We start from the raw sequence: 25120 nt of genomic DNA on the forward strand, positions 1-25120 counted from the left end.
CGTTGATTCGCCGCATGGCTGCTTTTTCCGAGACCCAACGTGAAGAGTTTCTCGCCGGCATACATGTGGCGGTGTTGTCCGTCGCGGCGACCGACGGCCGGCCCCCGGCCAGCGTCCCGATCTGGTACGGATACACACCCGGAGGCAACATCCTGGTCAACACCGGCGTGACCGCGCGCAAGACCAAGCTGATCGAGCGAGCCGGAGTGGTGACGTTGGTGGCGCAACGCGAAGAGCCGCCGTACCAGTACGTGGTCGTCGAGGGGACCGTCGTCGACAGCACCACTCCGGCGCCGTTGGATGTCCGGGAGGCCATCGCCATCCGCTACCTCGGCGAGGAGGGCGGCCGCGCGTTCGTCCAGGGCATGGGGGATCACCCGGGCATCTTGTTCACCATCCGGCCGGACCGGTGGATCACCGCCGACTTCACCGACGAGCTGTAACCCGAGATTTCGAGCGCTGTGCGGCCCGTCGTGTCGGGGCCGTTCGCGGCCAGGCCTGTCCTAAGCTGACAGTCTCAAGTACTCAGGTCGCTACGCTCGAGAACCCTTAGGAAGCAACTCAAATGGACCTCGACCGCATTACCAGCCCGATGCGACTTGCGAGGGGATCGCACCAGCCCGGATCGGGCAAAGGGTGCGCCATGAACGTGATTTCGTACATCAACGGCGACGAGCACATCACGGATTTCCCGGCGACCTCGGCCCGCCCGTTGGCGTCGTTCGTGCAGTTGTGCAACGACCTGCTGGCCGAGCCTGACGGCTACCTGTCGCCGGAGAACAGTCTGCTGGTGCTCGACCTCGGGTGGCTGACCGTCGGAACCGCAGACGTCGCCGACGACGTCATGCATATCTGGGTGACCAAGTTGCTGACCAGCCCGCCATGGGGCGTTCTTCGGTACGCCAGCGGCGCGGCTGCTCGGGCCATCGCCGATATCGCGGACTTACACCGGACATTCGTCCCCGGTGATGTGCCGTCGATCGTCAGCTGGGACAGCGCGGCCAAGGCGGGCCGCGCCGCGTGCGAGGCTGTCGAAGGCGCAGAGCTATATGCCGTGCGGGCCGCTTGCCAGTCCACGTCGCTGGTCGAGACCGACGACTGGGACACCCTCGATGCCGTCACCGGCAACGCGCTGCGCGCGCACCGGCTGGCCCATCTTGATGCGAGCGCCACCAGGATCGTGGATGTGACCCGCAACGCGATTCGCTCCTGGCGTCGCCTCGCCGGGTTGAGCGTGGTGAGCAACGACTCGATTCCCGTTGCCGGCGTGGGGCCTCGGACGCTGGAATCAGCTCTGCCGGTGGCTATCTCGGCGTAGCCGTATCGTCCGCAACGCCGCCGCGCTCGCGGCGAGTGCTGCCATAGCGGCGAGGATGAGCTGCGACCCGGCGAACCCGACGGTGGTCAACACCAGCGGCAAGGCGAAGCCGATGTATGTCACCGAGTAGAACATCCCTGTCAACGCGCCGCGGATATGTTGCGGCGCAGCGGCTTCCAGATCGATTAGGCCCTCGCGCAGCGAAAGGCCGGACGCGCAACCGAGAATCAGCAGCAGCGGCAGCGCCAGTGCGAGCGTCATCGTGGGTGGCGCCACCGCGATGAGCGAGTACCCGAGCGCGGCCAGCGCCGCGCCGACGGTGCCGGTCCTCGGCCCCCACGAGCCCGCTCGGGCAATGACCTGAATGACGCCGCTCGACCCGTTGACGATCAACGCCGCCATGCCGGCCGCGGTGGGCGCCGCAATCCCCGTGCGGACTCGGGCGGGAATCGTGATGAATCCCAGTGTTGCCGAGGCGAATACCCACGGCGCCAGTGGCATCGCCCAACTGAACGCCCGTGCAGTCGAAAATTCTGATGCCAGAGGTTGTTTCTGAGCAGTGGGCGCCGGCCGCGCCGCGAAGGTGCGTCGCGATGCGATGATCATGCCGGCCATCGCCGTCAGGACCAGCCCCGCGGCCAGCCCGAACGACACTTCAACGCCCGGGTCTCCGGCACCGGCGATCAGCCCACCGGCCAACGGTCCGATCGCGAAACCGGCGATCAACACCGCTCCCGCTGTCGCCGCGCCGGCGGGGCCGCGCAGGTCGGATGCCCACGCGGTGCCGGACGTCATCGCCAGGCCCACACCTGCGCCGACGATCAGGCGTCCCGCCAACAACACATCTGGCTGCTGGGACAGCAGCATCGCCACCGTGCCGATTACTGCGGTGGTTGACCCCGTCAACGCCACCGCCTGGCGTCCGAACGCGTCCGAGGCCCGGCCGCCGATCAGCAGTCCGGGCAGCAACCCCAGCGCGTAGATACCGAAGATCGCGTCGAGGGTTGCGGTGCTGAGGTGCTGACGATCGCTGATGGTGGGCATCAACGCGACGAAATGGTTCGCGACCCACCCGGTGACCAACAAGACGGCGAGCACCGCGCCGAATTGGCGGTCCGCGCCGCGCGCCGCCGGCCGCGGCCGCACCAGCACGCTCGTCGATCCTTGGCTCATCGGATTCCGTTCCTCCTTGCGGTCGCGATCAGACACGACCACAACGCCTGGCAAGTTATTCCCCGTCGGACGGCGATCGCAACGCAATTAACCAGGCGTTCAAGTCAGTAGAGACGCTGATCGAACCTGCCTCGCCAACAGGTCGATCTATGATCCGCAGGTGGCTACCAGCGGCGATGCGACGACATATGTTCCGGCTCCCGGTAAACCCGCACTCCTGTTGGGCGCCTTCGATATCGCGAGTGTGGGATACGTCGCAGACGAGTTCTTCATCTCCGGCTCGGCGTCGTCCTACACGCCGGCGGCCGACCTCGGGCCCGACGGCCGATGGCAGGTGTCGCCGGGGGCGGCCGCTGACTACACCACCCGGATCGTGGCGCTCACCCCGTCGGACCCAGACCGATTCAACGGGACGGTGCTCGTCGAGTGGCTGAACGTCAGCGGCGGCATCGACGCTCCCGCGGTCTGGATGATGGCGCACCGCGAGATCGTGCGCGCCGGGTACGCATACGTCGCGGTGTCGGTGCAACGCGTCGGCGTCGACGGCGGTGAGAACATCATGGGGATCGACATGTCGCTGAAAAGTCAAGACGCGAACCGATATTCATCGCTGCGTCACCCCGGCGACATGTACTCCTACGACATCTTCTCGCAGGCCGGGCAGCTGGCCAGGCGGCCGGAGATCCTGCGCGGGCTGCGCGCCGAACACGTGATCGCGCTGGGGGAGTCGCAGTCGGCGCTGTTCCTGACGACCTACGTCAACGCCGTCGACTCACACGCACGGGCCTACGACGGGTTTCTGGTGCATTCGCGGTTCGGGCCCGCGGCCCCATTGGACGGCGGCTCGATCTTCGAAGCGCTGGAAAGCGACTCGTCGCAGGCGGTGGCATTTCGGCCCGACCTGCGGGTACCGCTGATCGCGGTCATCACCGAGACCGATCTGTTCGACGGCCGTCGGGTGGGCTATCACGGTGCGAGACAGCCTGATAATCAACAACTTCGGGTGTGGGAGATCGCGGGTGCCGCCCACGCCGACAACTACACCATTCAGGTGGCGCCAATCGACAGCGGGTCCGCGGAGCTGGCGGACATCGTCGCCGCCTACGCGCCGACGAACATGTTGATGGGTCAGGAACTGGACCACTGCATCAACTTTGCGCCGCAACACCATTACGTTCTGCAGGCGGCGTTGTCGCAACTCCGCGGCTGGGTTCGTGAGGGTCGGCTCCCGCCCAGCGGCGAGCCCATCGAGATGATCGGTGAGCAACCTGCTCTCGACGAACACGGCATCGCGCGTGGGGGTGTCAGGACACCGTGGGTGGACGTCCCGATCGCTCGGACCTCTGGAGCCGGAGGCGACGGGAGCACCATGGAGTCGATCTTCGGCTCGGGTGAGCCGTTCGATGCGTCGACCGTGCAGCGGCTCTACCCGGGCGGCGGCGAGGAATATCGGCGGCGCTTTACCACGTCGCTCGACTCGACGATTCAGTCGGGATTTTTGCTGGCCGCCGATCGCGAGGAGATTCTCCAGCTCGCCATGGCGACCTTCGAGGCCAATGTCAGAGCGGCGGGGACTCGAGCGCCAGGTTGAACAGGGCCCATGCCATGCAGAACAAGAAGTTGAGCGTGACGAGAACCATGCCGATGAACAGCAGCGAGCGCGCGCCGCGGCGCTTCATGCGTCGCACCCGCGCGTTGAACTGGTCCCGTCGGTACTGAGTCGCGATCACCGCAAATTGGAAGTCGGCGACATCGGCCCAGGCGGCCGGCGAACCGGCCAACATCTGGCGCAAGCAATCGGGTGACGTGCTGACGCCGACGCGGGCGAAGCGGCGGCTGAGTCGCCGGGCCTGGCGGCGGCTGGCGAGATGACTGCCAACCCGCAGGCGCTGCGGGAGCTGGCCACGCTCGTTCCCCCAAGGGGTCGTCGGCGTCATCACACGCCGAAGTGTAAGCCAGGCCTCGCCGGATAGCGGAAGCTTCGCGGCGATTAACGCGGCAGACCTGCCGACCCGACCTCAGCAAACTAGAACCTGTTACAGTTTTTGGGCATGAGCCGCAAACGCGTCGTCGTCGCGGGCCTGGGCGACGTGGGCATCCTGGCCGCGATGCGGCTGGCCAAGCATTTCGACGTCGTCGGCGTCTCGGTCAAACCCGGTCTGGTCAGCGGGCAGGAACTCGGTGTCCGGCTGGCCCGCCCGCGCGATTGGGCTCGCGACTACTGGATTCCCTTCGACCGGTTCCGGCGGCTGGACCGCGTCCGCATCATTCAGGGCGCGCTGACCGGCGTCGATTTGGCCGAGCGAATGGTGTCCGGCCGCACCGGCGACGGCACGCCGTTCGACGAAGGCTACGACGCGCTGGTCGTCTCGACCGGCGTTAGCAACGGCTTCTGGCGTCGCCCTACCCTGCAGTCGGCCGCCGATGTCGGCACCGATCTGCACGCCGATCACGATCGGCTGGCCAGCGCCGCGTCGGTGATCGTCGTCGGCGGCGGGGCGGCCGCGGTCACCAGCGCGGTCAACCTGGCAACGACCTGGCCGGACAAACAAGTCGACCTTTACTTCCCCGGCGATCGGGCACTGAGCGAGTACCACCCGCGGATCTGGCAGCGAATCAGCCGTCGCCTCAGCGATCTGGGCGTCGGCGTGCACCCCGGCCATCGTGCGGCGCTGGTCAACGGATTCGCGGGCGACGAGATCACCAGCGGCGGCGTCGACTGGAGCACCGGGCAGCCGACGGCTTCGGCCGACGCAGTGCTGTGGGCGATCGGCCGGGTGCGGCCCAACACCGACTGGCTGCCACGCGAACTACTCGACCAAGACGGCTTCGTCCGCGTCACCCGCGAACTGCGGGCACCCCATCATGCGGACGTGTTCGCGGTCGGCGACGTTGCAGCCACCGACCCGCTGCGCAGCTCGGCCCGTAACCGCGGCGACGTGCTGGTCGCGCGGAATGTCCACGCCCACTTGACCGGTGGGCGTCTGGGCACCTACCGCGCGCCCGGCCACCGGTGGGGTTCGGTTCTGGGCATACAGCCCGACGGGTTGGAAGTCTTCCTGCCGACCGGGCAGGCGTTCCGCATCCCGTCATGGCCGGTCGAGCGGGTGGTCATGCCGCTGATCGTGCGCCGCGGCATGTACGGCGGCGTGCGCGAAAACCCGCCGCTGGCTTGACGATTAGCCGCGTTTGCCGCGCACCCACTGGAACGTGCCGATGGTCTTGACCCGCACGCTGGCGAACGCGTGCTCCTCCAGGATGTCGCCGATTTCGTCCTCGCTGAAGATGTGAGCGCCGCCGGTGGGCAGGGCGCGCCACAGGTCGACCGGAGGGCGCAGCGTGGGGACCATGACCGCGAGACGTCCGCCCGGCTTGAGCACCCGCGCGATCTCGGACAGGGCCGCGGCGGGGTCGGGAACCAGCTGCAGCACCGCGACCGAGATTGCGGCGTCGAATGTCGCGTCGCGGAACGGAAGTTTCTGCGCGTCAGCCCGCAGAAAGCCGACCTGCGGTCCCGCCGCACCTCGCACCGCACGAGCCAGCATCGCCTCGGAGATGTCGATCCCCAGCGCCAGCCCGTCGGGGCCGGCGGCGTGGGCCAGCGACGTGGTGATCGATCCGGGGCCGGCGCCGACGTCCAGGGCGACACCGCCTTCCGGGATGTTCAGCCACTCGATCGGAAGCTGCATGGCGGCGAGGAACCGCCGGGTCAGCGCTTGGGCGTTGTCGTAGACGAAGGAGCCGATCGGCGACGCCCAGACCGCCTGGATGGCGCCGTCGTTCTTGGCTATGTCGTCGTCGGTCGTGCTCAACAGGTCCAGGTAGCCGTTGCTCACATCGGGCTCGGCGGGCGGGTCGGAGAGCAATTCGAGTGCTCGGCTCAGGGCCGGCGGTAGAGTCGTCTTCAGTTCGGTCATGTTGCGTTCCTTCGACGAAATATCAAGTTATACAGGCGTTTACGTATCGACAACCACGATCCGCAAGGCCTGTGCTTCCGTCCGCAGCCTACGCCGAGCAGTCATCGGCTTCCACCCGTCGAGGTAGCAGACGCTAGGGTCGAGCGGTGACTACATCGTGGTCGCCGAGCCGGCTCGGCAACCTGTCTGACAAACGCATCATCGTGACCGGGGCGACCAACGGGGTCGGGCTCGGCACGGCACGCCTGCTGGCCCGTGCGGGAGCGGACGTGATCCTGGCCGTTCGCAACACCGAGTTGGGCGAGCGCCGGGTTGCCGAAATCGGCGGCTCCACCTCGGTCGCCAAACTCGACCTCGCCGACCTCGCATCGGTGCGCGCGTTTCCCGACCAATTCGAGGGCGACGTCGACATCTTGATCAACAACGCCGGAGCGGTCGTCCAACATCAAACCGACACCGTCGACGGCTTCGAAATGACCATCGGCACAAACTTTTTGGGTCCGTTCGCATTGACCAACCTGCTGCTGGGCCGGGTGCGCTCGCAGATCATCAACGTCGGGTCCGATGCCCATAAATCGGCGAAGCTGCGCCTCGACGACATGCATCTGCGCGCGCACAAGTGGGCCGCCTATCCAGCGTATGCGCGCTCGAAGCTCGCGGTGATGCTCTGGGGACTGGAACTGGACCGCCGCTTGCGCGCCGCGGGGTCGCCTGTGACCGCGCAATTGACGCATCCAGGTTGGGTGTCGTCCAACCTTTCTCAGGTGTCGGACAAGCCGGTGATGGCCGGCTTTCATCGGGTGGTCACCGCGCTGGCGAATCGATTCGGCAACGACATCGAGGCCGGTGCAGCGCCGACGCTGTATTGCATCAGCGAGCCGATTCCACCGGGCAGCTATGTGGGTGTCGACGGTCGGCTCGGGCTGAAGGGCGGCCCGGTGCTGATCGGCCGCTCGGCGGTCGCCGCCGATTACGAGATCGCGGGCAAGGTGTTCGATTTCGGCGAAAAGGAAACCGGGACAACGCTTCCCGTGTAGCTAGTCGGGCGTCGCGAAGATCGCGACGGCATCGCCGCCCACCGATACGCCTGCGGGGCCGATCCTTTCGATCAGCCGTGCCCGCAGTTCGGGCGCTTTGTCCTCGGTGACCAGCAGTTGCTTGGAAAACGTGAATGCGATGTCCACCCACTGCTCGGCGGAGTAGTGGAGATCGTGTCGGTAGGTCTGCTGCGTCACGGTGAATCCGGCTGCGGCGATCATCTCGACGACCTCACCGGGACTGCCGTCGCCACTGTGGGTTTCGATGTCCATGTAGTCGCGGTAGATCTCCTCGAACTGCGCGCGGGTCGGATTGGTGGGCCGCAACCGATTCCAGATCAGCGCCAGCTTGCCGCCATCGGCGAGGATGGCGCGGATCTTCGGCAGCGCCACCGCTGGGTCCACCCAGTGGAACGACGCGGCGAACACCACGCGGTCGAAGCGCCGGCCGGCCGGGTCCCAGTCTTCGAAGGTGGCGAGTTCGACGGGGATGCCTTTGGCCTGCGCGACGGCGGCCATCCGGGCATCGGGTTCGACGGCGAGCAGATCCGCGCCGCGCTCGATCAACTGCATCGAGGCAATGCCGGTGCCGGCGCCGGCCTCGAGCACGCAGCGCGCACCGGGTGCCAGCACATCGTCGATCAACTGGTCGGGGTAGCGCGGCCGGTGCGCGTCGTAGTTCTGTGCCGCACCACCAAATGAGTTGGCGCGCTGACGATTAGTGAACAGATTCAGTCGCGGTGGCATGCTGTCGAGCCTAGCGAGTCGACGTGTGACCCAGCTGTGAGCTAGTGGTGGACCGTCGCGTTGGCACGCTCCAGCGCGCACAGTTGCCATTGACCCGGCACGCCTTTGAGGTGGTGTTCGCCGCGGTCGGCGAAGCGGTGTCGTGAGCCGGTGACGATGTCGCGGACCGTCGACGACACCAGCACCTCGCTCGGTCCGGCCAATGCTGCGACGCGCGCACCGATGTGCACGGCCATTCCGGCGACGTCGTCACCGCGCACCTCGACCTCGCCGGCGTGAATACCCACCCGAATCTCGATGTTCAGCACTTGGATTGCGTCGATCAAGGCGTCGGCGCACGCGATCGCGGCGCTCGGGCTGGGGAATGATGCGACGAATCCGTCACCGGCGGTGTTCACTTCAAGCCCACCGAACCGTTCGAGTTCGTGACGGACCATCGTGTCGTGGTTGTCGAGCAGATTTCGCCACCGGCCGTCGCCGAGCAGCGCGGCCCGTTCGGTCGAGCCGACGATGTCGGTGAACATGATCGTGGTGAGCACCCGGTCGGCGAAGCTGCCTCGCACGCCGGTGACAAACTCCTCGATCTCGTCGAGCATCGGCGCGGTGTCGCCGACCCAGTAGAGCGCGTCGGCTCCGGGTAGTTCGACGAACCGCGCTCCGGAGATGCGCTCGGCGATGTACCGGCCGTTGTCGACCGGGCAGAACTCCGAATCCTCACGATGCAGGACCAGCGTCGGGGCGCTGATGCGGTCCAGCGTGTCACGGACATCGCAATGCCGGACGGTCAGGATGATCGCGCGGGCCATGCTGGGTGAGGCGGCCCGGTTGCCGGCCATGTCCCACCACGCGCGGAATGCGTGGTCGTCGACCATGCTGGGTGCGATGAAACCGAGCATGTCGAAACCCTGGTCGACGGCGTCCGGTTCCATCGCCACCGTCGTGTAGGGGTCTTCTTCGACGATCTCGAAGCCCATCGGGTAGTCGTCGGCCCGCAACGTCCGGGCTGCGCCGTTGATGATCACCAGATTGCTCACGCGCTCCGGATAGTCGGCTGCCAGGACGAGCCCGGTCATCGACCCGAACCCGGGAGCGAGGATGGTCGCCTGCTCGCATCCGACCGCGTCCATCACCGCAATGGCGTCCTTTGCCCAGTATTTCGGGCCGATCACGTCCTGTGACACGCGCGACGACATGCCGACCCCGCGCTGGTCGATGCGAATCACGCGGCTGAAGGAGGCCAGTCGCCGGTGAAAGCGGTACATCGACGGCTCGGCGTCGATGGTGTCGATCGGGATGGACGGGCCCGGCAGCACCAGCACGTCGGTCGGCCCATCGCCCAGCACCTGATAGGCGATGTCGACGTCGCTGCAGCTGGCGTAGCGAGTCCGCGGAAACTGCGCCACGGGTACAGGCTAGATCAGGGAACCGACACGTTTCGGGCGTCTTCGGCAGAGTGGTCGCATCCCGCCCGCGCTACCGCGAGGATGCAGGTAACAGAAAGCGACGAGAGGACGACGCATGCAGTTGACGGGTAACACCGTTCTGGTCACCGGCGGAGGAACGGGGATCGGCCGGGGCCTGGCCGAGGCATTTCACCGGCTGGGCAACAACGTCATCATCGCGGGCCGCCGTTTGGAAACGCTCGAGGAGGTCGCGAGGGCCAATCCGGGCATGCAGTGCCTCTCGCTGGACCAGGGCGACGCCGCCGACATCCGGCGATTCGCCATCGACCTGAAAGACAACCACCTAGACGTCAACGTGCTGATCAACAACGCCGGAATTCAGTGGGTGGAGAATCTGGTCACCGGTGGGCCTGGCCGGGCCGAGCAGACCATCAACGTCAACCTGCTCGGCCCGATCCGGCTCACGGCGGCGCTGCTGCATGCGTTGCTCAGCAGGCCGCGCGCCACGATCATCAACGTCACATCCGGGCTGGCGTTCATGCCTAGTGCGCTCACACCGACCTATTGCGCTACCAAGGCCGCGATGCATTCCTATACCCAGTCGCTGCGTTTTCAGTTGCGCGACAGCGATGTTCAGGTCATCGAGATTGTCCCACCGCGGGTACAGACGGCCCTGCAGGGACAGCGTGGGTTCGACCCGCGGGGCATGCCGCTCGACGAGTTCATCTCCGAGACCATGACGCTGCTACAGACCAAGCCCGAGGCCGAGGAGATTATCGTGGAGCGCGCCAAGGGATTTCGGTTCGCCGAGCGCGACGGGGCCTACGACGAGATCTACTCCGCATTCAACGAGAAGATGGTCGCCGACGTCGACTAGGTTTTCTTGCACCGACTGTGCGGCTGATGAACGCCTAGGAAGCGTTTTTCCGCGCATAGCCCGCACAGTCGGCGATCAGCGTTCCCCGGCGGAGGTCGGAACCAAGCGTACCCTCGATAAAGAGGGGCGAGTCGAGAAGTTCTACCAGCGCTACGGACGCCGCTAGTAGCATCGCTTCGTCCCGGGTTTCATCGATGGGCTGCCCTCACGACGTGGAGGTGCTGATGAACACCGCCGAAGTACTCGAGCCCCTGGTGCGGGCGGTACTGGGAAGCCAGGCGCCGATCGCAGTGCGGGGCTGGGACGGAAGCCACGCCGGCCCGCCTGACGCGTCGTGGTTACTGACGTTCACCCGCCGCCGCGGGATCCGTCGCCTGCTGTGGGCGCCCAACGAGCTCGGCTTCGCTCGCGCATACGTCTCTGGCGATATCGAGTTCCACGGAGATCTGCTGCAGTTCCTGTTGATCCTCGATGAATCATCGGATCCCGCTCTGGGCCCGGGGGTTCGAGTCGACGGCATCACACGAACCGAACTGCTCAAAGCCGTGATTCGGCTCGGCGCCGTCGGCCTACCTCCCGCAGCGCCGCCAGAAGAAGTGCGATCGTGTACCGGACGTCGTCATAGCCGGCGGGGCGATGCCGCCGCGATCCAGCATCACTACGACATCGGCAACGACTTCTACCGATTGTTGCTCGACGAATCGATGACCTACTCCTGCGGCTACTGGGACGACGCGAGCGACAACCTCGACGAGGCTCAGTACCGCAAGTGCGATCTCGTGGCGCGCAAGCTCGGCCTGGCCTCCGGGATGCGGGTGCTCGACGTTGGTTGCGGCTGGGGCACTTTCGCCGCGCATGTGGCCTCGAATTACGACGTGACCGTTGTCGGTGTCACGGTGTCGCCCGAGCAGGCCGCCTACGCACGCCGCCGCATGCTCGCCCTCGGTCTCGACCATCAAGTCGAGATCCGCGTCCAGGATTATCGCGACGTCAACGACGGACCCTACGACGCGATCGCCAGCATCGGAATGGCCGAACACGTCGGGGCGGAAAAGTTGCCCGGCTATGCACACAAACTGCACACGCTGCTCGCGCCGACGGGCCGGCTGCTCAACCACGCCATTTCCCGCCGCCCCGGCCCGTCACCAACGAGTTCGAAAACCTCGTTCATCAATCGCTACGTCTTCCCTGACGGCGAACTCGAACCACTCGCCGTCATGATCGACGCCCTGGAATCGGCGGGTTTGGAAGTGCGTGACGTCGAGTCGCTACGCGAACACTATGGACGAACCCTGCGCGCCTGGCTGAACAACCTAGAAGCCAACTGGGACACCATGATCGAAAACAGCAGCCCCGGCCGAGTCCGCGTGTGGCGGCTCTACATGGCCGGCTGCGCCCTGGCGTTCGATGCCAACCGCATCGGCGTCAACCAGGTCCTCGCGGTCAAGCCCACCACCCGCGGCGTCAGCGGTATGCCCTCAAACCGCCAAAGCTTCATCCTGCCAAGCGCCACCACGATGACGTCGTAGTACGCGGTATCGCCGAGACCGCAAGGCAGTTACCAGCGTGTTCGCAGGTATCGGAGCTGGCACCGGCCGTGTCTGGTCCGCATACTCATGAGTATGCGGATAGCCGACGCAGACAACCTGATTGCGATTGACTGCTTCAACGCAGCCCAGTCGGCCGGCAAGCCCGTCACCACGACGCTCGTCCGGCAAATAGTCGACGAACTGCTCACGCATCCAACGGAATGCGAGTGCGGGCACTGCGAGGCAGCAGCCATCGCTCGAATCGGCGACGTGTGCAACATCGCGACTAGCTGGCAACGAGTAGTGGCCGCAGTCCCGCGCCGAACGGCGCGCTGACCGCTAGTCGCGGATAAAGCCCTTGTTGCGCATCAGGAAATCTGCCAAGAAGCCGTCGTGCGGGATCTCCGGCGCCGTGTAATGCGTGGGATACCTGCCGCCGTACACGTTGGCGATAGTCGGGTCGGCGAGCAGGTCGTCGATCAAGTCGCCGTCATCGGTGATCGCGCTGATCACCAGCGAATGCCGTAGCGGCTCAAGTCCGTCGGCGCGCGACCACGGCGCGACCCAGACACAGGGGAACGGCAACTCCACATTCAACCTGTTGACGTCGGGTGTGGCCAGCAGGTGCACCGTCGGACGCAGCGCGGCGTGGCCGTCGCCGAGCGGGGCGACCATCTGGTCGGCTCCTAGCAGCGCGGTACTGCCGGCGGCTACGGTGGCCACATGGCTCGCCAAAGCCATTGCGGCGTCAAGGGTCTGAACGGGCAGCACCTCGTGGTCGATGGCCGACAAGCGCTCGGTGATCGCTTCGGCCAGCGGCGCGGGGTCGCCTTCGTAGAGCACGGCGGTGGCGTTGACGCACGCCACCCCGCCGAGGTCGGCGATCGAGTCAACGACGACGTCGAGGTAGTCGCGCCAGTTGTGGTCGGCGGTGATCAGGATCTTCGCCCGGCCCGGGCCGTTGACGAACACCGTCGGGTCGCCGGCATACTTGTCGACGACGTCCTGTCCGCCGTAGACCATTGCGAGATCTGCCGACCTGATCAGCTCATCGCCCCCCCGATGGTCGGTGGGAAGATAGAGCGCGTCCTGCGGGCGAAATCCGGCCTGGCGCAACGCCTGAACGAGTCGGTGCGCGGTCAGCGGCTCGCGTCGCGACGGGCGGACCGCGACCCGATAACCCAACGCCAAGGCCTGCGGCCACAGCCCATGCACCCCAGGCCCGTTGCCGGACGCGAGTACCGCGAACACGTCGCCGCGGCGGGCCCAGGCCGCTCCGCCCGCGCCGATATCGCGCCAATTCAGCACGGCACCCGACGGCCGGGCCCGCTGGATTGCACTGAACGAGGACGCGACTCCGTCGGCGACGGCGTGCGCCCCGGTGCGGGTCACCGAGATCGGCAGGCCGGAAATGCGGCTGGCCGCAACGGTATAGGCGTCGAAGTCGAGCCCGGCGATCACGCCATGGGCGAAGATGTCGGCGGCCTTGGTCAGCGCGGCCTCCCGCTCGTGGGCGGGCAGCGGACGCACTCCGCGTTGGGCCTTGATCGCGCGTGCGACGTACAGCGTCGGTGCCAGAGTGAGCTCCGCGATGACCGCGCCGTCGGCGGCCGTAACGGGTTGGCGGTTGCGGGTGCGGTACTCACCGTCTGGGCCGAGCGCGTCGATTGCGATCAGATCGGTTGTATCGGAGGGCATTTCAGTAGACACCTTCGATCACGGGCTCGCCTTCGAACGCGGCGACGGGTCGTACCTCGCTGACCGAGTCGCCGACCTGGCCGTGGAGTCCCGGTAGCCGGATGGCGCTGTCGCGCTCGAGGTTGTTGGGCAGGAACATGCCCTTGCTGATGTGGTTCATGATCACCTGGCCGCGTTCGCCGTAGGCCACCTGCTCGCCGGTGTCCGGATCGACGACCCAGAAGGTCGCGTAGGGGCTGCGCGGGTGGAATACGAATGCGCCGTCGCCGTCGATCCGCTCGGTGATCGCCTGCGAGAGGATCATCGTGCTGCCGAACGCCATCGTGATCGTGGTATCGGGGAAGATACTGCCGAGCAGGTCCAGGGTGTCGATGTCGACGTGGGCGCCGCTGAGCAGGATGAAGCCGACCTTTTTGTTCAGCAGGTTGACCACGTCGTCGTTGCGGGCCATCGCCTCCAGCAGGGGCGGCGTCGTGTGCAGGTTCGCCACTCGCTGAGTGGTCAACACGTGCGTGGCCTGCTCGACCAGATGGTCGACGTAGCCGTCCATCTCGGACGTGGCTTTGCGCGCGACGATCTTCTTGACCCACCGGGGGTCGAGATCGATGGCGTGGAATACCGATCCGAGCCGCTCGGAGACCATGCGGGAGAAGAAGCCCACGCCGTGCGGTCCGCTCGGCATCATGCACAGGAAATCCTGACCGCATTGGAATCCGCCATCGGCGAAGTCTTCGGTCTGCCACTCCGCGACCTGTGCGCACCAATCCGGAAGCTGCACAGTCCTTTTGGGTGCACCCGTCGTCCCACCGGACTCGAAGATCTGCGGCACCGGCGAAGGTGTGCCGTAGCCGCGCGGAATGAGATCAGCGACGGGCTCGGTGCGTAACTCGCTCAGCAGGTTGGGAAACAACCGTAGGTCGGCGAAGGTGTTGACGTCGGTGAGCGGGTCGAAATCCAGCGTCGGTGCCACGCGCAGCCAGAAGGCGCTGCCGGTCTCCTCGCCGAAGTGCCACGCAATCGCGGCACGGAGGTAGGCCTCTGGGTCCCCTACCGGGTGCGGTCGCGGCACGTCGAGCAACGAAAAGTCGGCATCGGCCATGCCACCGATCATGGCGTAGCACGGATCAGCCGGGCAATCGACCGCAGCCAATCGGCCCAATCGGCAACGGTTTTTCGTACGCCGTTCATCGCGGCGACATTTGACAGCGTGCGTGTGTCATTCGGCGCAGACGTCTTTCCACAAGGGGTATAGAGAAAAGCGGAGGCAAAGCCCACCCCGACCGGAGGAAGCAGTCGCCTGATGAACGTGGCAGAGAAAGCCATCGACCTGCTTGTCAATCCGCCGCGGGTATCGAACCTGGAAGCGCTGCACCATGCGATTTCGGGCAAGACCGTGCTGGTGACGGGAGCGTCCTACGGCGTCGGCGAGGCTGCCGCCCGCAAGGTTGCCGCGGCGGGAGCCACCGTGCTGGTAGTCGCGCGGTCGGCGGACAGGCTGGAAGCACTGGCGGCATCGATCAACGCCGGCGGTGGAGAAGCGATCGCATATCCGGCCGACCTGACCGATGAGGCCGCCGTCGCCGCGCTGACCGAGAAGATGGGCGAGGAGCACGGCGCGTTGGACATCGTGGTGAGCAATGCCGGTAAGTCGCTACGCCGCTCGCTGCACGAACAGTACGACCGGCCACACGATTTCCAGCGCACGATCGGCATCAACTACCTGGGGCCGGTTCAGCTACTGCTAGGTGTTCTTCCGGCCATGCGTGCGCAGGGCCGCGGGCACATTGTCAACGTCTCAAGCGTGGCTGTGCGCGTCCCGCCCGGTCCGCAGTGGGGTGTCTACCAGGCCTCCAAGGGGGCCTTCGACCGCTGGCTGCGCAGCGTGGCACCGGAACTGCATGCCGACGGTGTCGATGTCACCTCGATCTACTTCGGGCTGGTCCGCACCAGAATGATCGAGCCGACACCGATGCTGCGCAGGCTTCCCGGCCTGGAGCCGGATGAAGCCGCCGACGTCATCGCCAAAGCGATCATCCAACGACCGCGGACTGTCTCACCGCCGTGGCTGGCGCCGGCCGAGCTTGTCTCGGTGCTGTTGGCCGGACCGGCGGATCGCGCCGCGCGGATCTGGTTCCGCCGCTATTTCAAAAATTCCGAAGGCTGAATCGCAGATGACCGAAAGGGTGACCGCGACCGCGGCTCGGGCGTTGCTGCGCTCCAAGCTCCTCAGCCCACCCAGTCCGGCGGCACTGGTCCGGCTGATCGGCGAAGTCGGCAGAGCCGGCACCAACCCCTACGCGCTGATCGCCGTCGCAGCGGCACGCTGGCCCAACAGGATTGCGATCGTCGACGACGACGGCGCACTGACCTACCGCCAGTTACAGGCGGACACAGAAGCCCTTGCCAGTCAGCTGTTGGACGAGGGTGTCGCACCGGGCCAAGCGGTGGGAATCATGTGCCGCAACGGCCGCGGCTTTGTGCGTGCGGTATTCGCGACGGCGCTGGTGGGCGCCGACATCGTATTGGTCAACACCGATTTCCAATCCGACGCCTTGGCGGCCGCGTTGAGTGGTCACGAGATCGAAATGATCGTCGCCGACGCCGAATTCGCCGCCAGGGTACGGGCGGCCGACGACGCGGTTACGGTCGTCGACGCGGCTGGGACCGGAGCGCCGCACGACGATCGCCGCCCCAAGGTCGCGTCGGCCGGGCGGATCATCTTGCTCACATCCGGCACCACCGGCACGCCAAAAGGCGTGCCCCGCACACCGCGGATGAGTTCGGCCGTCGGCGTCTGGGTAACCATCCTGGATCGCACCGGGCTGCACACCGGTTCGCGAATTTCGGTGGCAATGCCGATGTTTCACGGCCTGGGTCTTGGCATGTTGATGTTCACCCTCGGCCTCGGCGGCACCGTGCTGACCCACAGTCGCTTCGACGCCGAAGCCATACTCGCGCAAGCGTCGCTGTATCGCGCCGACGCGTTCACCGCCGTGCCCGTCGTGTTGGCGCGCATCCTCGACCTGCCCGACGCTGTGCGGGCCCGAAACCCGGTGTCCGCACTGAAAGTGGTGATGTCCAGCGGGGACCGGCTCGATCCCAGCCTCGCGCAACGCTTCATGGACACCTACGGCGACATCCTCTACAACGGCTACGGCTCGACGGAGGTCGGTATCGGCGCGCTGGCGACGCCGGCCGATTTGCGCGATGCCCCGGAAACCGTCGGCAGGCCGGTCGCCGGCTGCCCGGTGCGGATCTTCGACGACAACGACCAACCCGTTGGACCACACGTCACCGGTCGAGTGTTCGTCGGGGGCGATCTGGCGTCCGAGGGATACACCGCCGGAGGCGCCAAAGCCGTCGTCGACAACATGACCAGCACCGGCGACATGGGCTATCTCGACGACTCGGGACGGCTGTTCATCGTTGGCAGGGAAGACGACATGATCATTTCCGGCGGAGAGAACGTCTATCCGCGAGCGGTGGAAAACGCTCTCGCCGAGCACCCCGACGTCGCCGACAACGCGGTCATCGGGGTGGACGACGAGCGGTTCGGTCATCGGTTGGCGGCGTATGTGGTGTTGCGTGAGGGTAGCGACGTCAGCGAAGAAGCGCTACGAGAATACCTGCAAGGCAAGGTTTCTCGCTTCGAGCAGCCGAGGGATATCAACTTTGTGCCGAGCCTGCCACGAAACCCGGCCGGCAAGGTGTTGCGTAAGGAGTTGCCCGACTGAGCGCGCAGGTCACCGGCGGTACGGCCGCCAGCCACCTTCCGGTTGGGCGAGCCGATCGGCGATCACCGACAACGTCTGCACGTTGTGGCCGTAACCGAGGTGGCTGCTGCGCACTTCGACGTTCTCGGTCTGCGGCGCGGGCTCACTCATGCAGCACTGCCAGGCTACGATGCCGTCGGACTTGCTGTAGATACATGTGGTCGGCACCGGCAACGGTTGCGCGCGCCGGTCGAGGGCACGCTCGGATACGGACTCGGTGGCCTCGGCGCCGCGATTCACCAGCCGCCACACCCGCCACGCGGTGCTGGCCTCGTGGTTGCCGCGGAACGGTGAACCCAACGTGATCACCGACCGCACGTCGTCCGGAAGCCCGCGGGCCAGTTCGCGCGCATAGATCCCGCCGGCGCTCCAGCCGATCAGGCTGACCCGCCGGCCGTCGTTGCGTTCCCGAATGTGGTGCAGGCGCGCCGGCAGCGATTCCTTCATGCTGGCGCGGTAGCCCAGGTTGGTGCCCAGGCCCCAGTCATAGACACGATAGTCCAACTGCCGCAAGACATTACGCAGAAAATCGGTCGACAGTGGACCGGCCAGAAATCCGGGCAGCACCAGAACCGGATGGCCGTCACCACGTCGCCAGGCCGCGATGCGTCGCATCGCCAACCGCGCGGAGAGGTACTCCATGCCGGTGCGCCACTCGAGAATGCGGAGCAGGTGTCCCGGTGGTGCCGCGTTGGCGGCGTCGGGCAGGCTCTCCGACTGCTCGGCGACTGGCTCAGGAGTAGAAGCCATCCAGCGTCTCCTTGTTCTGCTCGGCGACCACGCCGCGCTTCACCTTGAGTGACGGCGTCAACTCGCCACCGTCCACGGAGAGGTCGTGGTCGAGCACCGCCCACTTCTTGATCGTCTCCCACCGGTTCAGGCTGGCGTTGAGCTTCTTGACGTGTTCGTCGATCATGTCGTGGACGGCATCGGATTTCGTCAGCTCCTTGTACGACTTACCTTCCAGGCCATTGTCTTTGGCCCACCCGCTGATCGAATCCTCGTCGAGCGTGACCAAGGCGGCGGCGAAGTTCTTACCCTCGCCGAACACCATGAACTGGCTGGCATACGGGCACAGCGTCGCGAACTTCGCCTCGATCGCCGGCGGCGCCACGTACTTGCCGTTGGACAGCTTGAACAGCTCCTTGATCCGGCCGGTGATCGACAGGAAGCCGTCGTCGTCGAGCTTGCCCTGGTCGCCGGTGGACAGCCAACCGTCTTTAAGCGTGTCGGCGGTGGCGTCGTCGAGGTGGTGGTAGCCGGCCATCACGCAGTCGCTGCGGAACTGGACCTCGCCTGCGTCGCTGATGCGGACCTCGGTGCCTTCGAAGGGCAGCCCGACGGTGCCGAGCTTGTAGTTGTCCGGCCGGTTGATGAAGCCCGCACCGGACGACTCCGTGAGCCCGTAGCCCTCCAACACCAGCACACCGGCGGCCTCGAACCACTCCGCGACGTCCCGGTTCAGCGGCGCCGAACCGGAGATGAAGAACCGGATCCGTCCGCCGAACACGTCACGGATCTTGGCGAACACCAGGCGGTCAAACAGCTTCTGCTGCAACACCAGATGTGGCCAGACGAACTTGCCTTCGCGGCGGCGGCGGGCGACCTCCTTGCCCACCGCGAACGCCCACCCGAACAACATCGCCTTGGCGCCCTTTTGCTGCGTGATGATCTTGTTGTAGGCCTTCTCGAAGATGCGTGGCGCAGCGCCCATAAAGGTCGGCTTGACCACCGCGCAGTTCTCCACGATCTTGTCGACGCGTCCGTCGATCGCGGTGGCGAAGCCGCACGCTACTTGGGTGGCGATCAGCACCTTGCCGAAGGCGTGGGCCAGCGGCAGCCACAGCAGTTGCAGGTCGTCTTCGCCGATCAGGCCCATGTCGGAGATGACGTTGCCGGTGTAGACCCAGGATTTGTGCGGCAGTCGCACGCCCTTGGGCTTGCCGGTGGTGCCCGAGGTGTAGATCAGCGTCGCCAGCTGATCGGATTTGATCTCGTCGGCGACCTTTCGAACGCAATTGGCATGCTCGGCAAGGTATTTCGCGCCCTGGTCGGCCAGGTCGTCGAGGGTGATCACCCAGTCGTCGTCGGAGGTTCCGTCGATCAGGACGACCTTGGTCAGGTTGGACAGCTCGCCGCGGCGCTCGGTGAGCTTCTCGAGCTGGGTGTCGTCTTCGGCGAAGACCACCTTGGAGCCGGAGTCGGCCAAAATGTATGCGGTGTCCTCGGCGTTGGTGCTGGGGTAGACGGTGGTCGTCGCCGCGCCTGCGCACAGGATCGCCAGATCGGCGAGGATCCATTCCAGCCGGGTGGCTGACGCGATACCGACCCGGTCTTCGGGCTGGATGCCGAGCGACAACAGCCCCGCCGCCAGGGCCTCGACCCGTTGCGCGGCTTGCTTCCAGGTGACCGAGGTCCAGTCGCCCCTTTCGGGGAAGCGGAACGCCTCGCGATCTCCTGACTTCTCGACGCGCTGCAGAAACAGCTGCGCCAGGTTGCTCGCTCGGTCAGCACTCGTCTCGGCCATCGGACTTCCCTCTACTCTCAGCAACACAGCTCTGTGCATATTCATGACGACCCGCTGCGCCCGGCTGCGCCGCGCTTGCGATCGCCATGGGTTGATCTTGCTGGGAGTGCCCACCGCTGTCTGGACAAAACGGGAATTCGCCGCCGATTAGGCCTCGGCCGTGTCCTCCGCGAGCTCGGGCCGCACCATTCCGGCGGTTTTGGCCACGAAGTTAGGTGCCAGAACCGACAGCGCCGTGGCCCCGGCGGTGGCGCCGACGACCCCGGTCCAGGCGACCGGTCCCAGCGGCGTGCAGCCGAAGAAGTGACTGACGCCTGGGGTCTGGACGATCGCCACCAGCACCGCGGAGCTGCCCAGCGCCGTGGCCACCACCAGTGGGCTGTGCCGTCGGGTCAGCAGCGTCTGCGCCAGCTGGGTGGTCACCAGTGCAGTCAATCCCATTGTCGAGGTGCGTCTTTGGGTACCGGGGGTCCAGCGTCCGATCGCCCAGGCCGAGGTCGCGCCCACGGCGGTGACGGCTCCGCGGGTGATGATCTGACGCATCAGCGGAACATCGAGCGAGGGCGTCGGACCGGTCAGCACCGACCGCTGATAAGCGCGACGGGCTTCGGCGGCCTCTTCCGCCGTGTCGTATTCGTCGGCGTCGGGCTCCTCGAACTGCGGGGTCACGGCGACCGCGAGCGCGGGGAACATGTCGGTCAGCAGGTTCACCAGCAGCAGTTGCCGGGTGCCGACCGGCGCCCGCCCGTTACCCAGGGCGGTGCCGATGATGGTGAACAGCACCTCCCCGACGTTGCCGCCGACCAGGATCGTCACCGCGTCACGCACTCCGGCCCACATGCCGCGGCCCTCGACCAGGGTGTCGAGCAGCACGCTCAGGTCGTCGTCGGTGAGCACGATGTCCGCGGCGCCGCGGGCGGCCGACGAGCCGCGGCCGCTCACCCCGATGCCGACGTCGGCCATCCGGATCGCGGCGGCGTCGTTCGCGCCGTCGCCGACCATCGCGGTCACCCGACCACAGCGTTGCAGCGCCGCGACGATCTGCACCTTCTGCTCCGGGCTGACCCGGGCGAACACCTGCACGTCGGCGGCGAGCTTTGCGGCCGCGTCCTCGTCGAGCCCGGTGAGTTCGGCGCCGGTGATCACCCGGGCGTCGGCCGGAAGGCCGAGTTGACGCGCGATCGCGCGAGCGGTCACCGGGTGGTCGCCGGTGATCAACACGACCTCGCGGTCGGCGTCGACCAGGGCCTCGATCAGCGGGCGAGCCGACGGGCGGGCGGTGTCGGCCAGTCCGACGTAGCCGATCAATTCAAGGTCGTGGGCGGCCTCGTCGACCGCGTCGGCGTCGGTGTTCTCGTCGTCGGTGCCGCGGTCCCAGCTGCGCTTTGCCACCGCCAGCACTCGCAGGCCCTGCTCGGCGAGGTTGTGCACCAACACTTCTGCGTGGTCGAGGTCGGCCTGCGGGTCGGTGAACGTGCAGCGGGGCAGGACGACCTCGGGGGCGCCCTTGAGCATCAGCACTGGCCGCGTGGTGTCGCCGTCGAGCGTGCCGATCGAGGCGGCGAACCCGCGGCTGGACTCGAACGGGACCTCGGCCAGCAGGTTCCAGTCGGGGTCGGTGCTGCCGGCGTAGGACTCGGCGGCCTTGAGGATCGCCTCGTCGGTGGCGTGCGCGTGGCCCTGCGCCTCGTGCGGCTGCGACGACGCCCGCGCGGCGGCCCGCATGACATGGGTGGACCCCGTGTCGGCCGGCCCGGGGAACGGCCCCTGCGGGCTGGTCGCGGCCGGCACCGAAAGCACCAGGCGCAGGCGGTTTTCGGTGAGTGTTCCGGTCTTGTCGAAGCAGATGGTGTCGACGCGACCCAGCGCCTCGATCGTCCGGGGAGCCCGGACCAGCACGCCGCGCGTCGACAGGCGCTGCGCGGCGGCCAGCTGTGACAGCGTTGCCACCAACGGCAGGCCCTCCGGCACGGCGGCCACCGCGATCGCGACGCCGTCGGCCACCGCCTGGCGCAGCGTGGCCCGGCGCAGCAGCGCCAGCGCCGACACCGCGGCGCCACCGGCCAGTGTCAGGGGCAACACCTTGGCGGTCAGCTCGCGCAGCCGGGCCTGCACGCCGGCCGACGATTCGACGTCGATCACCGCCGAAATCGCGCGATGCGCGGCGGTGCCCACTCCGGTCGCCACCACGATCGCCCGGGCGTGGCCCGCGACGATCGTGCTGCCCTCGAACAGCATGCTCGCCCGCTCGGTATCAGCGGCCGCCACCGGATCGACCTGCTTGTCGACCGGCAGCGACTCGCCCGTCAACAGCGACTCGTCGACCTCGAGATCCTCGGCCACCAGCAGACGGGCGTCGGCCGGCACCACGTCGGGAGCCACCAGGTCGATCACGTCGCCGGGACGCAACGCGGTCGCGTTGACTGTGACCAGACGTTCGGCATTGCGGGCCGCCTCCAACCGGCGGCGCGCCGTCGCGACCGTCGGGATGACCACCCGACGCGCGAACTGCTCCTGCTCGGCGAACAACTCGGCGGCCGCGGCGTCGGCCCGCAGTCGTTGCGCGCCACCGGTCAACGCGTTCACCGCCATCACACCGCCGACCAGCAGCGCGTCGACGTTGCTGCCCATGATCGCCGACGCGGCCGCGCCGACCGCCAGGATCGGGGTGAGCGGATCGGCGAGCTCAGCCCTGGTCGCGGACAGCAGCTTGCCGACCTGACGGGCCGGCCCGCGCAGCGGCGACACCACCGGGCTGTACGACAGGTCCTCGAGAACGCGCCGCCAGCCGGGCATGCCGGGCTCGATCGCCAGCGGACGGGCCCGCCCGGCCAGCCGCGCGTAGACGATCTCCGGGTCCAGCGCGTGCCAGGCGGTCAGCGGTTGCGGCGTCGGATCGGGTTGGCGCAGCACCTTGCTGGCCGCGAATGCACCCGACACCACCGCGCTGGCCGCGGCGGCGTTGACGGGGTTGAGCCAGCGCCGAAGCGCCAGCGGGTTGCTCGGCCCCGACGGATTTCCGGTCACCAGCAGCAGACCGGCGAGCGTGGTGCCGCCCTTGGCGAGGTTGACCGACGACTCGCTGGCCTGCCGCGCGGCAGGCAACGCCGACAGGATCCGTACCGCCGCGGCGAGGTCGGTGCCGGTGATGATGTCGGCGCTCCACGGGGTGGCGGCCTTGGGGTCGTCGAGCGCGACCCCGACGTCGGCGATGGCCAGCGCGGCCAGCGTGTCGGTGGAGGCGAAGTCACGGTGCAGCGCGGTGATCAGCAACACCGGCCCGCGGTCGGCCCGCAGGTCGCGGACCAGCCGCAGCAGCGGCGTGCCGCTCGGATGACTCGCCGCGACGCTGGCCGCCAGGTCCTGGGTGCCGGCCACATGACGCAGCACGACGCGGGCGCCGGTGCGGTTGGCGATCTGCAGCAGCGGCACCGCGAACGGGTCGACCTCCCAGCCGACTTCGACGTGGCCGACCGTCTCCCCGTCGACGACGAGGTCGGCATGCTCGAGGCCTTGCGCCGGGGTGGCCGACGGTCCCTCGGGGCGCAGCCAGCGCAGGCGCGCGGTGTTGGCCGGCAGTTCGTCGGGGTCGGGCTCCGGCGGCTCCTCCGAGTGCAGAAGCGCGTCGGCGACCTCGTAGACCCGGTCGTCGTCCCAGCCGGTGACGTCGCCGCGGGCATGCAGCACCGCGCGGTGGTCGCCGCGCAGCGCGGCGCCGTCGATGACGACGACCTTCACCCGGTCCAGCCGGCGCAGGGCGCCGGGGTCGAGGATCATCTGCCCGTCGTCGGCCAGCCCGCGACCCAACACCGCGGCGAACGACTGCCGGCCCATGTGCGCGGCCTTCGGGATGCCGGCCAGCACCGCGCCCGCGGCGTCTTCGGGGCCCCCGCCGGCGACCAGCGCGCTCGCGGCCGCGATCAGTGAACCGTTGGCGGCGGAGTCGACGTACTCCTCGACCGGCCCGGCCATCGAGCCCTTGGCCGTGTCGATCGCGGCGTCGATCGAACCGTCGACCACGACGTGCGACGCGTCACCGGCGGCTGCGGCAGCCCAATTATGCTGGGGTGATTGCACTTTGGCGACGCCGGCGGACGAGATGATCGGGACCACGGGGGCCTGCGGCCGGTCGGGTGAGGCCAGCTGCGGCTCGCGGTCGCGCCACCGGCGGCGGTGCGCCTCGGCTTCCGAGATCTGCAGGACGCGCTCGATCAGGTTCAGGATCGGCGTGCCGACCGCCTGGGTCAGGCCGTTGGCCGCCGCGGTCGACGCGGCGAGCGCGAGGTCGGTGCCGACCCGTCCCAGCCGCGATTCGAGCACCGCGACCACCCGCGGCTGATCCTTCAACAGCGCGGCGGCCGCCCTCGTCGTCTTCGGCGCGGCCGGCAATCGAACCACCCAGCCCGTCACCGCGGCACCGAGCGCCACCGCGTCGAAAGCGGCGGCGGTCAGCGGCACGAGGACCGCGAGCGGGTTACCCGGGTCGGCGAACGGTGCGATCCGGATCTGCGGCTCGCGCGCGGCGGCCAAGAGCTCAGAGGCCGCGGAGTTCACCACCTCGCGAACCGTCTCCAGCACGACGTCGGCGTCGGCGTCGCCTTCGAGTTCGACCACCAGGCGGCCCAGCGAGCCCTCGACGTGGGCGCTGGCGACACCGGCCACGGCGCGCACCGGGCCTTCGACCACGGCGGCGTGCTCGTGCCAGCGCGGGAACGGCAGCAGCGGGTCGAGGTCCAAGTGGACACGTCTTCCGCTCTGCCAACGCACCCGGGCCGAGGCGTTGTCGTTGCCGTTGCTCGAACGGCCGGTGCCCAGCAGGCGTGCGGTCGACTGGGTCACGGTCTCCACCACCGGGGCGGTCAGTGTCTGCAGTGCGTCCGTGGTCGTCGCCACGCTCTGCACCCCGGCTTGTAGCGCTTGCACTGCTCCGCCGGCGACCCCGCCGACCAAGGCGGTCACACCTGGCACCCTCATTACGCACCCTTCACAACGTCTACGTTGTCGATCAGTGCCGCCCGGGCAAAGTGGCGGCGTTGGCTGTACGACGAATGGGGAAAACGACGTCCCCCGTTAGTAGACGAGCGTACGTGTCTCGGCTGAGTCCAGCTGAGCGAACAATTC

The 25120-nt window shown here is 67.4% G+C and carries 19 protein-coding genes; 9 read left to right on the forward strand and 10 right to left on the reverse strand.

Annotation, left to right across the window (positions count from 1 at the left end; all coding sequences use genetic code 11):
• The first annotated feature begins 14 nt into the window (after nucleotides 1–14).
• Complete coding sequence (locus A5658_RS17920; RefSeq protein WP_067338000.1) at nucleotides 15–443, forward strand: pyridoxamine 5'-phosphate oxidase family protein; 429 nt, start codon at nucleotides 15–17, stop codon at nucleotides 441–443.
• A gap of 200 nt (nucleotides 444–643) precedes the next feature.
• Complete coding sequence (locus tag A5658_RS17925) at nucleotides 644–1318, forward strand: hypothetical protein (protein WP_067338003.1); 675 nt, start codon at nucleotides 644–646, stop codon at nucleotides 1316–1318.
• Here the strand turns inward: A5658_RS17925 and A5658_RS17930 are convergent.
• Nucleotides 1289–2491 (reverse strand): MFS transporter, encoded by a 1203-nt coding sequence (locus tag A5658_RS17930; RefSeq protein WP_067338537.1) that lies wholly within the window; start codon nucleotides 2489–2491, stop codon nucleotides 1289–1291. The two genes, A5658_RS17925 and A5658_RS17930, sit on opposite strands and share 30 nt — an antisense overlap.
• A gap of 160 nt (nucleotides 2492–2651) precedes the next feature.
• Between A5658_RS17930 and A5658_RS17935 the strand changes: the two genes are divergently transcribed.
• Nucleotides 2652–4082 carry an alpha/beta hydrolase domain-containing protein gene (locus A5658_RS17935; RefSeq protein WP_067338006.1) on the forward strand — a complete coding sequence of 477 codons (1431 nt, stop codon included), beginning with the start codon at nucleotides 2652–2654 and terminating at the stop codon, nucleotides 4080–4082.
• Here the strand turns inward: A5658_RS17935 and A5658_RS28890 are convergent.
• On the reverse strand, nucleotides 4051–4428 hold the full coding sequence (locus tag A5658_RS28890) for a hypothetical protein (RefSeq protein WP_231997367.1): 378 nt from the start codon (nucleotides 4426–4428) through the stop codon (nucleotides 4051–4053). The genes A5658_RS17935 and A5658_RS28890 overlap by 32 nt on opposite strands.
• A gap of 114 nt (nucleotides 4429–4542) precedes the next feature.
• On the opposite strand from A5658_RS28890, the gene A5658_RS17945 reads away from it, so the two are divergent.
• Complete coding sequence (locus A5658_RS17945; RefSeq protein ID WP_067338009.1) at nucleotides 4543–5667, forward strand: FAD-dependent oxidoreductase; 1125 nt, start codon at nucleotides 4543–4545, stop codon at nucleotides 5665–5667.
• A gap of 3 nt (nucleotides 5668–5670) precedes the next feature.
• Here A5658_RS17945 and A5658_RS17950 read toward each other — a convergent pair whose 3' ends face one another.
• Entirely contained in the window at nucleotides 5671–6408 is a 738-nt protein-coding gene (locus tag A5658_RS17950) for a methyltransferase domain-containing protein (RefSeq protein ID WP_067338012.1), read from the reverse strand.
• 146 nt (nucleotides 6409–6554) lie between these two features.
• On the opposite strand from A5658_RS17950, the gene A5658_RS17955 reads away from it, so the two are divergent.
• Complete coding sequence (locus A5658_RS17955) at nucleotides 6555–7445, forward strand: SDR family NAD(P)-dependent oxidoreductase (protein ID WP_067338015.1); 891 nt, start codon at nucleotides 6555–6557, stop codon at nucleotides 7443–7445.
• On the opposite strand, the gene A5658_RS17960 is transcribed toward A5658_RS17955, so the two are convergent.
• Nucleotides 7446–8192 (reverse strand): methyltransferase domain-containing protein, encoded by a 747-nt coding sequence (locus tag A5658_RS17960; protein WP_067338017.1) that lies wholly within the window; start codon nucleotides 8190–8192, stop codon nucleotides 7446–7448. It lies immediately after the preceding gene.
• Between the two features lie 41 nt (nucleotides 8193–8233).
• Nucleotides 8234–9595 carry an adenylate/guanylate cyclase domain-containing protein gene (locus A5658_RS17965; RefSeq protein WP_067338019.1) on the reverse strand — a complete coding sequence of 454 codons (1362 nt, stop codon included), beginning with the start codon at nucleotides 9593–9595 and terminating at the stop codon, nucleotides 8234–8236.
• A 115-nt stretch (nucleotides 9596–9710) separates the two neighbouring features.
• Between A5658_RS17965 and A5658_RS17970 the strand changes: the two genes are divergently transcribed.
• Nucleotides 9711–10472 (forward strand): SDR family oxidoreductase, encoded by a 762-nt coding sequence (locus A5658_RS17970; protein ID WP_067338024.1) that lies wholly within the window; start codon nucleotides 9711–9713, stop codon nucleotides 10470–10472.
• 224 nt (nucleotides 10473–10696) lie between these two features.
• Nucleotides 10697–12001, forward strand: a complete 1305-nt coding sequence (locus tag A5658_RS17975) for a cyclopropane-fatty-acyl-phospholipid synthase family protein (protein WP_067338541.1) — start codon at nucleotides 10697–10699, stop codon at nucleotides 11999–12001.
• Nucleotides 12002–12340: 339 nt separating this feature from the next.
• Here the strand turns inward: A5658_RS17975 and A5658_RS17985 are convergent, their stop codons facing one another.
• Nucleotides 12341–13678, reverse strand: coding sequence for an aldehyde dehydrogenase family protein (locus tag A5658_RS17985; protein WP_067338547.1), 1338 nt, complete (start codon nucleotides 13676–13678; stop codon nucleotides 12341–12343).
• A 22-nt stretch (nucleotides 13679–13700) separates the two neighbouring features.
• On the reverse strand, nucleotides 13701–14798 hold the full coding sequence (locus A5658_RS17990) for a phenazine antibiotic biosynthesis protein (protein ID WP_067338544.1): 1098 nt from the start codon (nucleotides 14796–14798) through the stop codon (nucleotides 13701–13703).
• Nucleotides 14799–14999: 201 nt separating this feature from the next.
• Here A5658_RS17990 and A5658_RS17995 point away from each other — a divergent pair, with 201 nt between their 5' ends.
• Entirely contained in the window at nucleotides 15000–15863 is an 864-nt protein-coding gene (locus A5658_RS17995) for an SDR family NAD(P)-dependent oxidoreductase (RefSeq protein WP_067338029.1), read from the forward strand.
• Nucleotides 15864–15870: 7 nt separating this feature from the next.
• Nucleotides 15871–17433 (forward strand): AMP-binding protein, encoded by a 1563-nt coding sequence (locus A5658_RS18000; protein WP_067338031.1) that lies wholly within the window; start codon nucleotides 15871–15873, stop codon nucleotides 17431–17433.
• Nucleotides 17434–17442: 9 nt separating this feature from the next.
• On the opposite strand, the gene A5658_RS18005 is transcribed toward A5658_RS18000, so the two are convergent.
• From A5658_RS18005 to A5658_RS18015, 3 genes are all read right to left on the reverse strand, one after another.
• The gene (locus A5658_RS18005; RefSeq protein WP_082993255.1) at nucleotides 17443–18222 is read right to left on the reverse strand and encodes a triacylglycerol lipase; all 780 of its coding nucleotides are present in this window, start codon (nucleotides 18220–18222) and stop codon (nucleotides 17443–17445) included.
• The gene (locus A5658_RS18010; protein ID WP_067338035.1) at nucleotides 18206–19999 is read right to left on the reverse strand and encodes a long-chain fatty acid--CoA ligase; all 1794 of its coding nucleotides are present in this window, start codon (nucleotides 19997–19999) and stop codon (nucleotides 18206–18208) included. Before A5658_RS18010 ends, A5658_RS18005 begins: the two co-directional genes overlap by 17 nt.
• A gap of 147 nt (nucleotides 20000–20146) precedes the next feature.
• Nucleotides 20147–24973, reverse strand: a complete 4827-nt coding sequence (locus A5658_RS18015) for a cation-translocating P-type ATPase (RefSeq protein ID WP_067338038.1) — start codon at nucleotides 24971–24973, stop codon at nucleotides 20147–20149.
• Nucleotides 24974–25120: the final 147 nt, after the last annotated feature.

Origin of the sequence: Mycobacterium sp. 1245111.1 (assembly GCF_001673405.1) — a bacterium.
In the GTDB taxonomy this organism is placed as follows: Bacteria; Actinomycetota; Actinomycetes; order Mycobacteriales; family Mycobacteriaceae; genus Mycobacterium.

Coding starts and splice junctions, on each gene's coding strand:
- A5658_RS17975 (WP_067338541.1), top strand. CDS start 10,697: ATGAACACCGCCGAAGTACTCGAGCCCCTGGTGCGGGCGGTACTGGGA.
- A5658_RS18015 (WP_067338038.1), bottom strand. CDS start 24,973: ATGAGGGTGCCAGGTGTGACCGCCTTGGTCGGCGGGGTCGCCGGCGGA.
- A5658_RS28890 (WP_231997367.1), bottom strand. CDS start 4,428: ATGACGCCGACGACCCCTTGGGGGAACGAGCGTGGCCAGCTCCCGCAG.
- A5658_RS17990 (WP_067338544.1), bottom strand. CDS start 14,798: ATGGCCGATGCCGACTTTTCGTTGCTCGACGTGCCGCGACCGCACCCG.
- A5658_RS17950 (WP_067338012.1), bottom strand. CDS start 6,408: ATGACCGAACTGAAGACGACTCTACCGCCGGCCCTGAGCCGAGCACTC.
- A5658_RS17925 (WP_067338003.1), top strand. CDS start 644: ATGAACGTGATTTCGTACATCAACGGCGACGAGCACATCACGGATTTC.
- A5658_RS17970 (WP_067338024.1), top strand. CDS start 9,711: ATGCAGTTGACGGGTAACACCGTTCTGGTCACCGGCGGAGGAACGGGG.
- A5658_RS17995 (WP_067338029.1), top strand. CDS start 15,000: ATGAACGTGGCAGAGAAAGCCATCGACCTGCTTGTCAATCCGCCGCGG.
- A5658_RS17945 (WP_067338009.1), top strand. CDS start 4,543: ATGAGCCGCAAACGCGTCGTCGTCGCGGGCCTGGGCGACGTGGGCATC.
- A5658_RS17960 (WP_067338017.1), bottom strand. CDS start 8,192: ATGCCACCGCGACTGAATCTGTTCACTAATCGTCAGCGCGCCAACTCA.
- A5658_RS17920 (WP_067338000.1), top strand. CDS start 15: ATGGCTGCTTTTTCCGAGACCCAACGTGAAGAGTTTCTCGCCGGCATA.
- A5658_RS18000 (WP_067338031.1), top strand. CDS start 15,871: ATGACCGAAAGGGTGACCGCGACCGCGGCTCGGGCGTTGCTGCGCTCC.
- A5658_RS17930 (WP_067338537.1), bottom strand. CDS start 2,491: ATGAGCCAAGGATCGACGAGCGTGCTGGTGCGGCCGCGGCCGGCGGCG.
- A5658_RS18005 (WP_082993255.1), bottom strand. CDS start 18,222: ATGGCTTCTACTCCTGAGCCAGTCGCCGAGCAGTCGGAGAGCCTGCCC.
- A5658_RS18010 (WP_067338035.1), bottom strand. CDS start 19,999: ATGGCCGAGACGAGTGCTGACCGAGCGAGCAACCTGGCGCAGCTGTTT.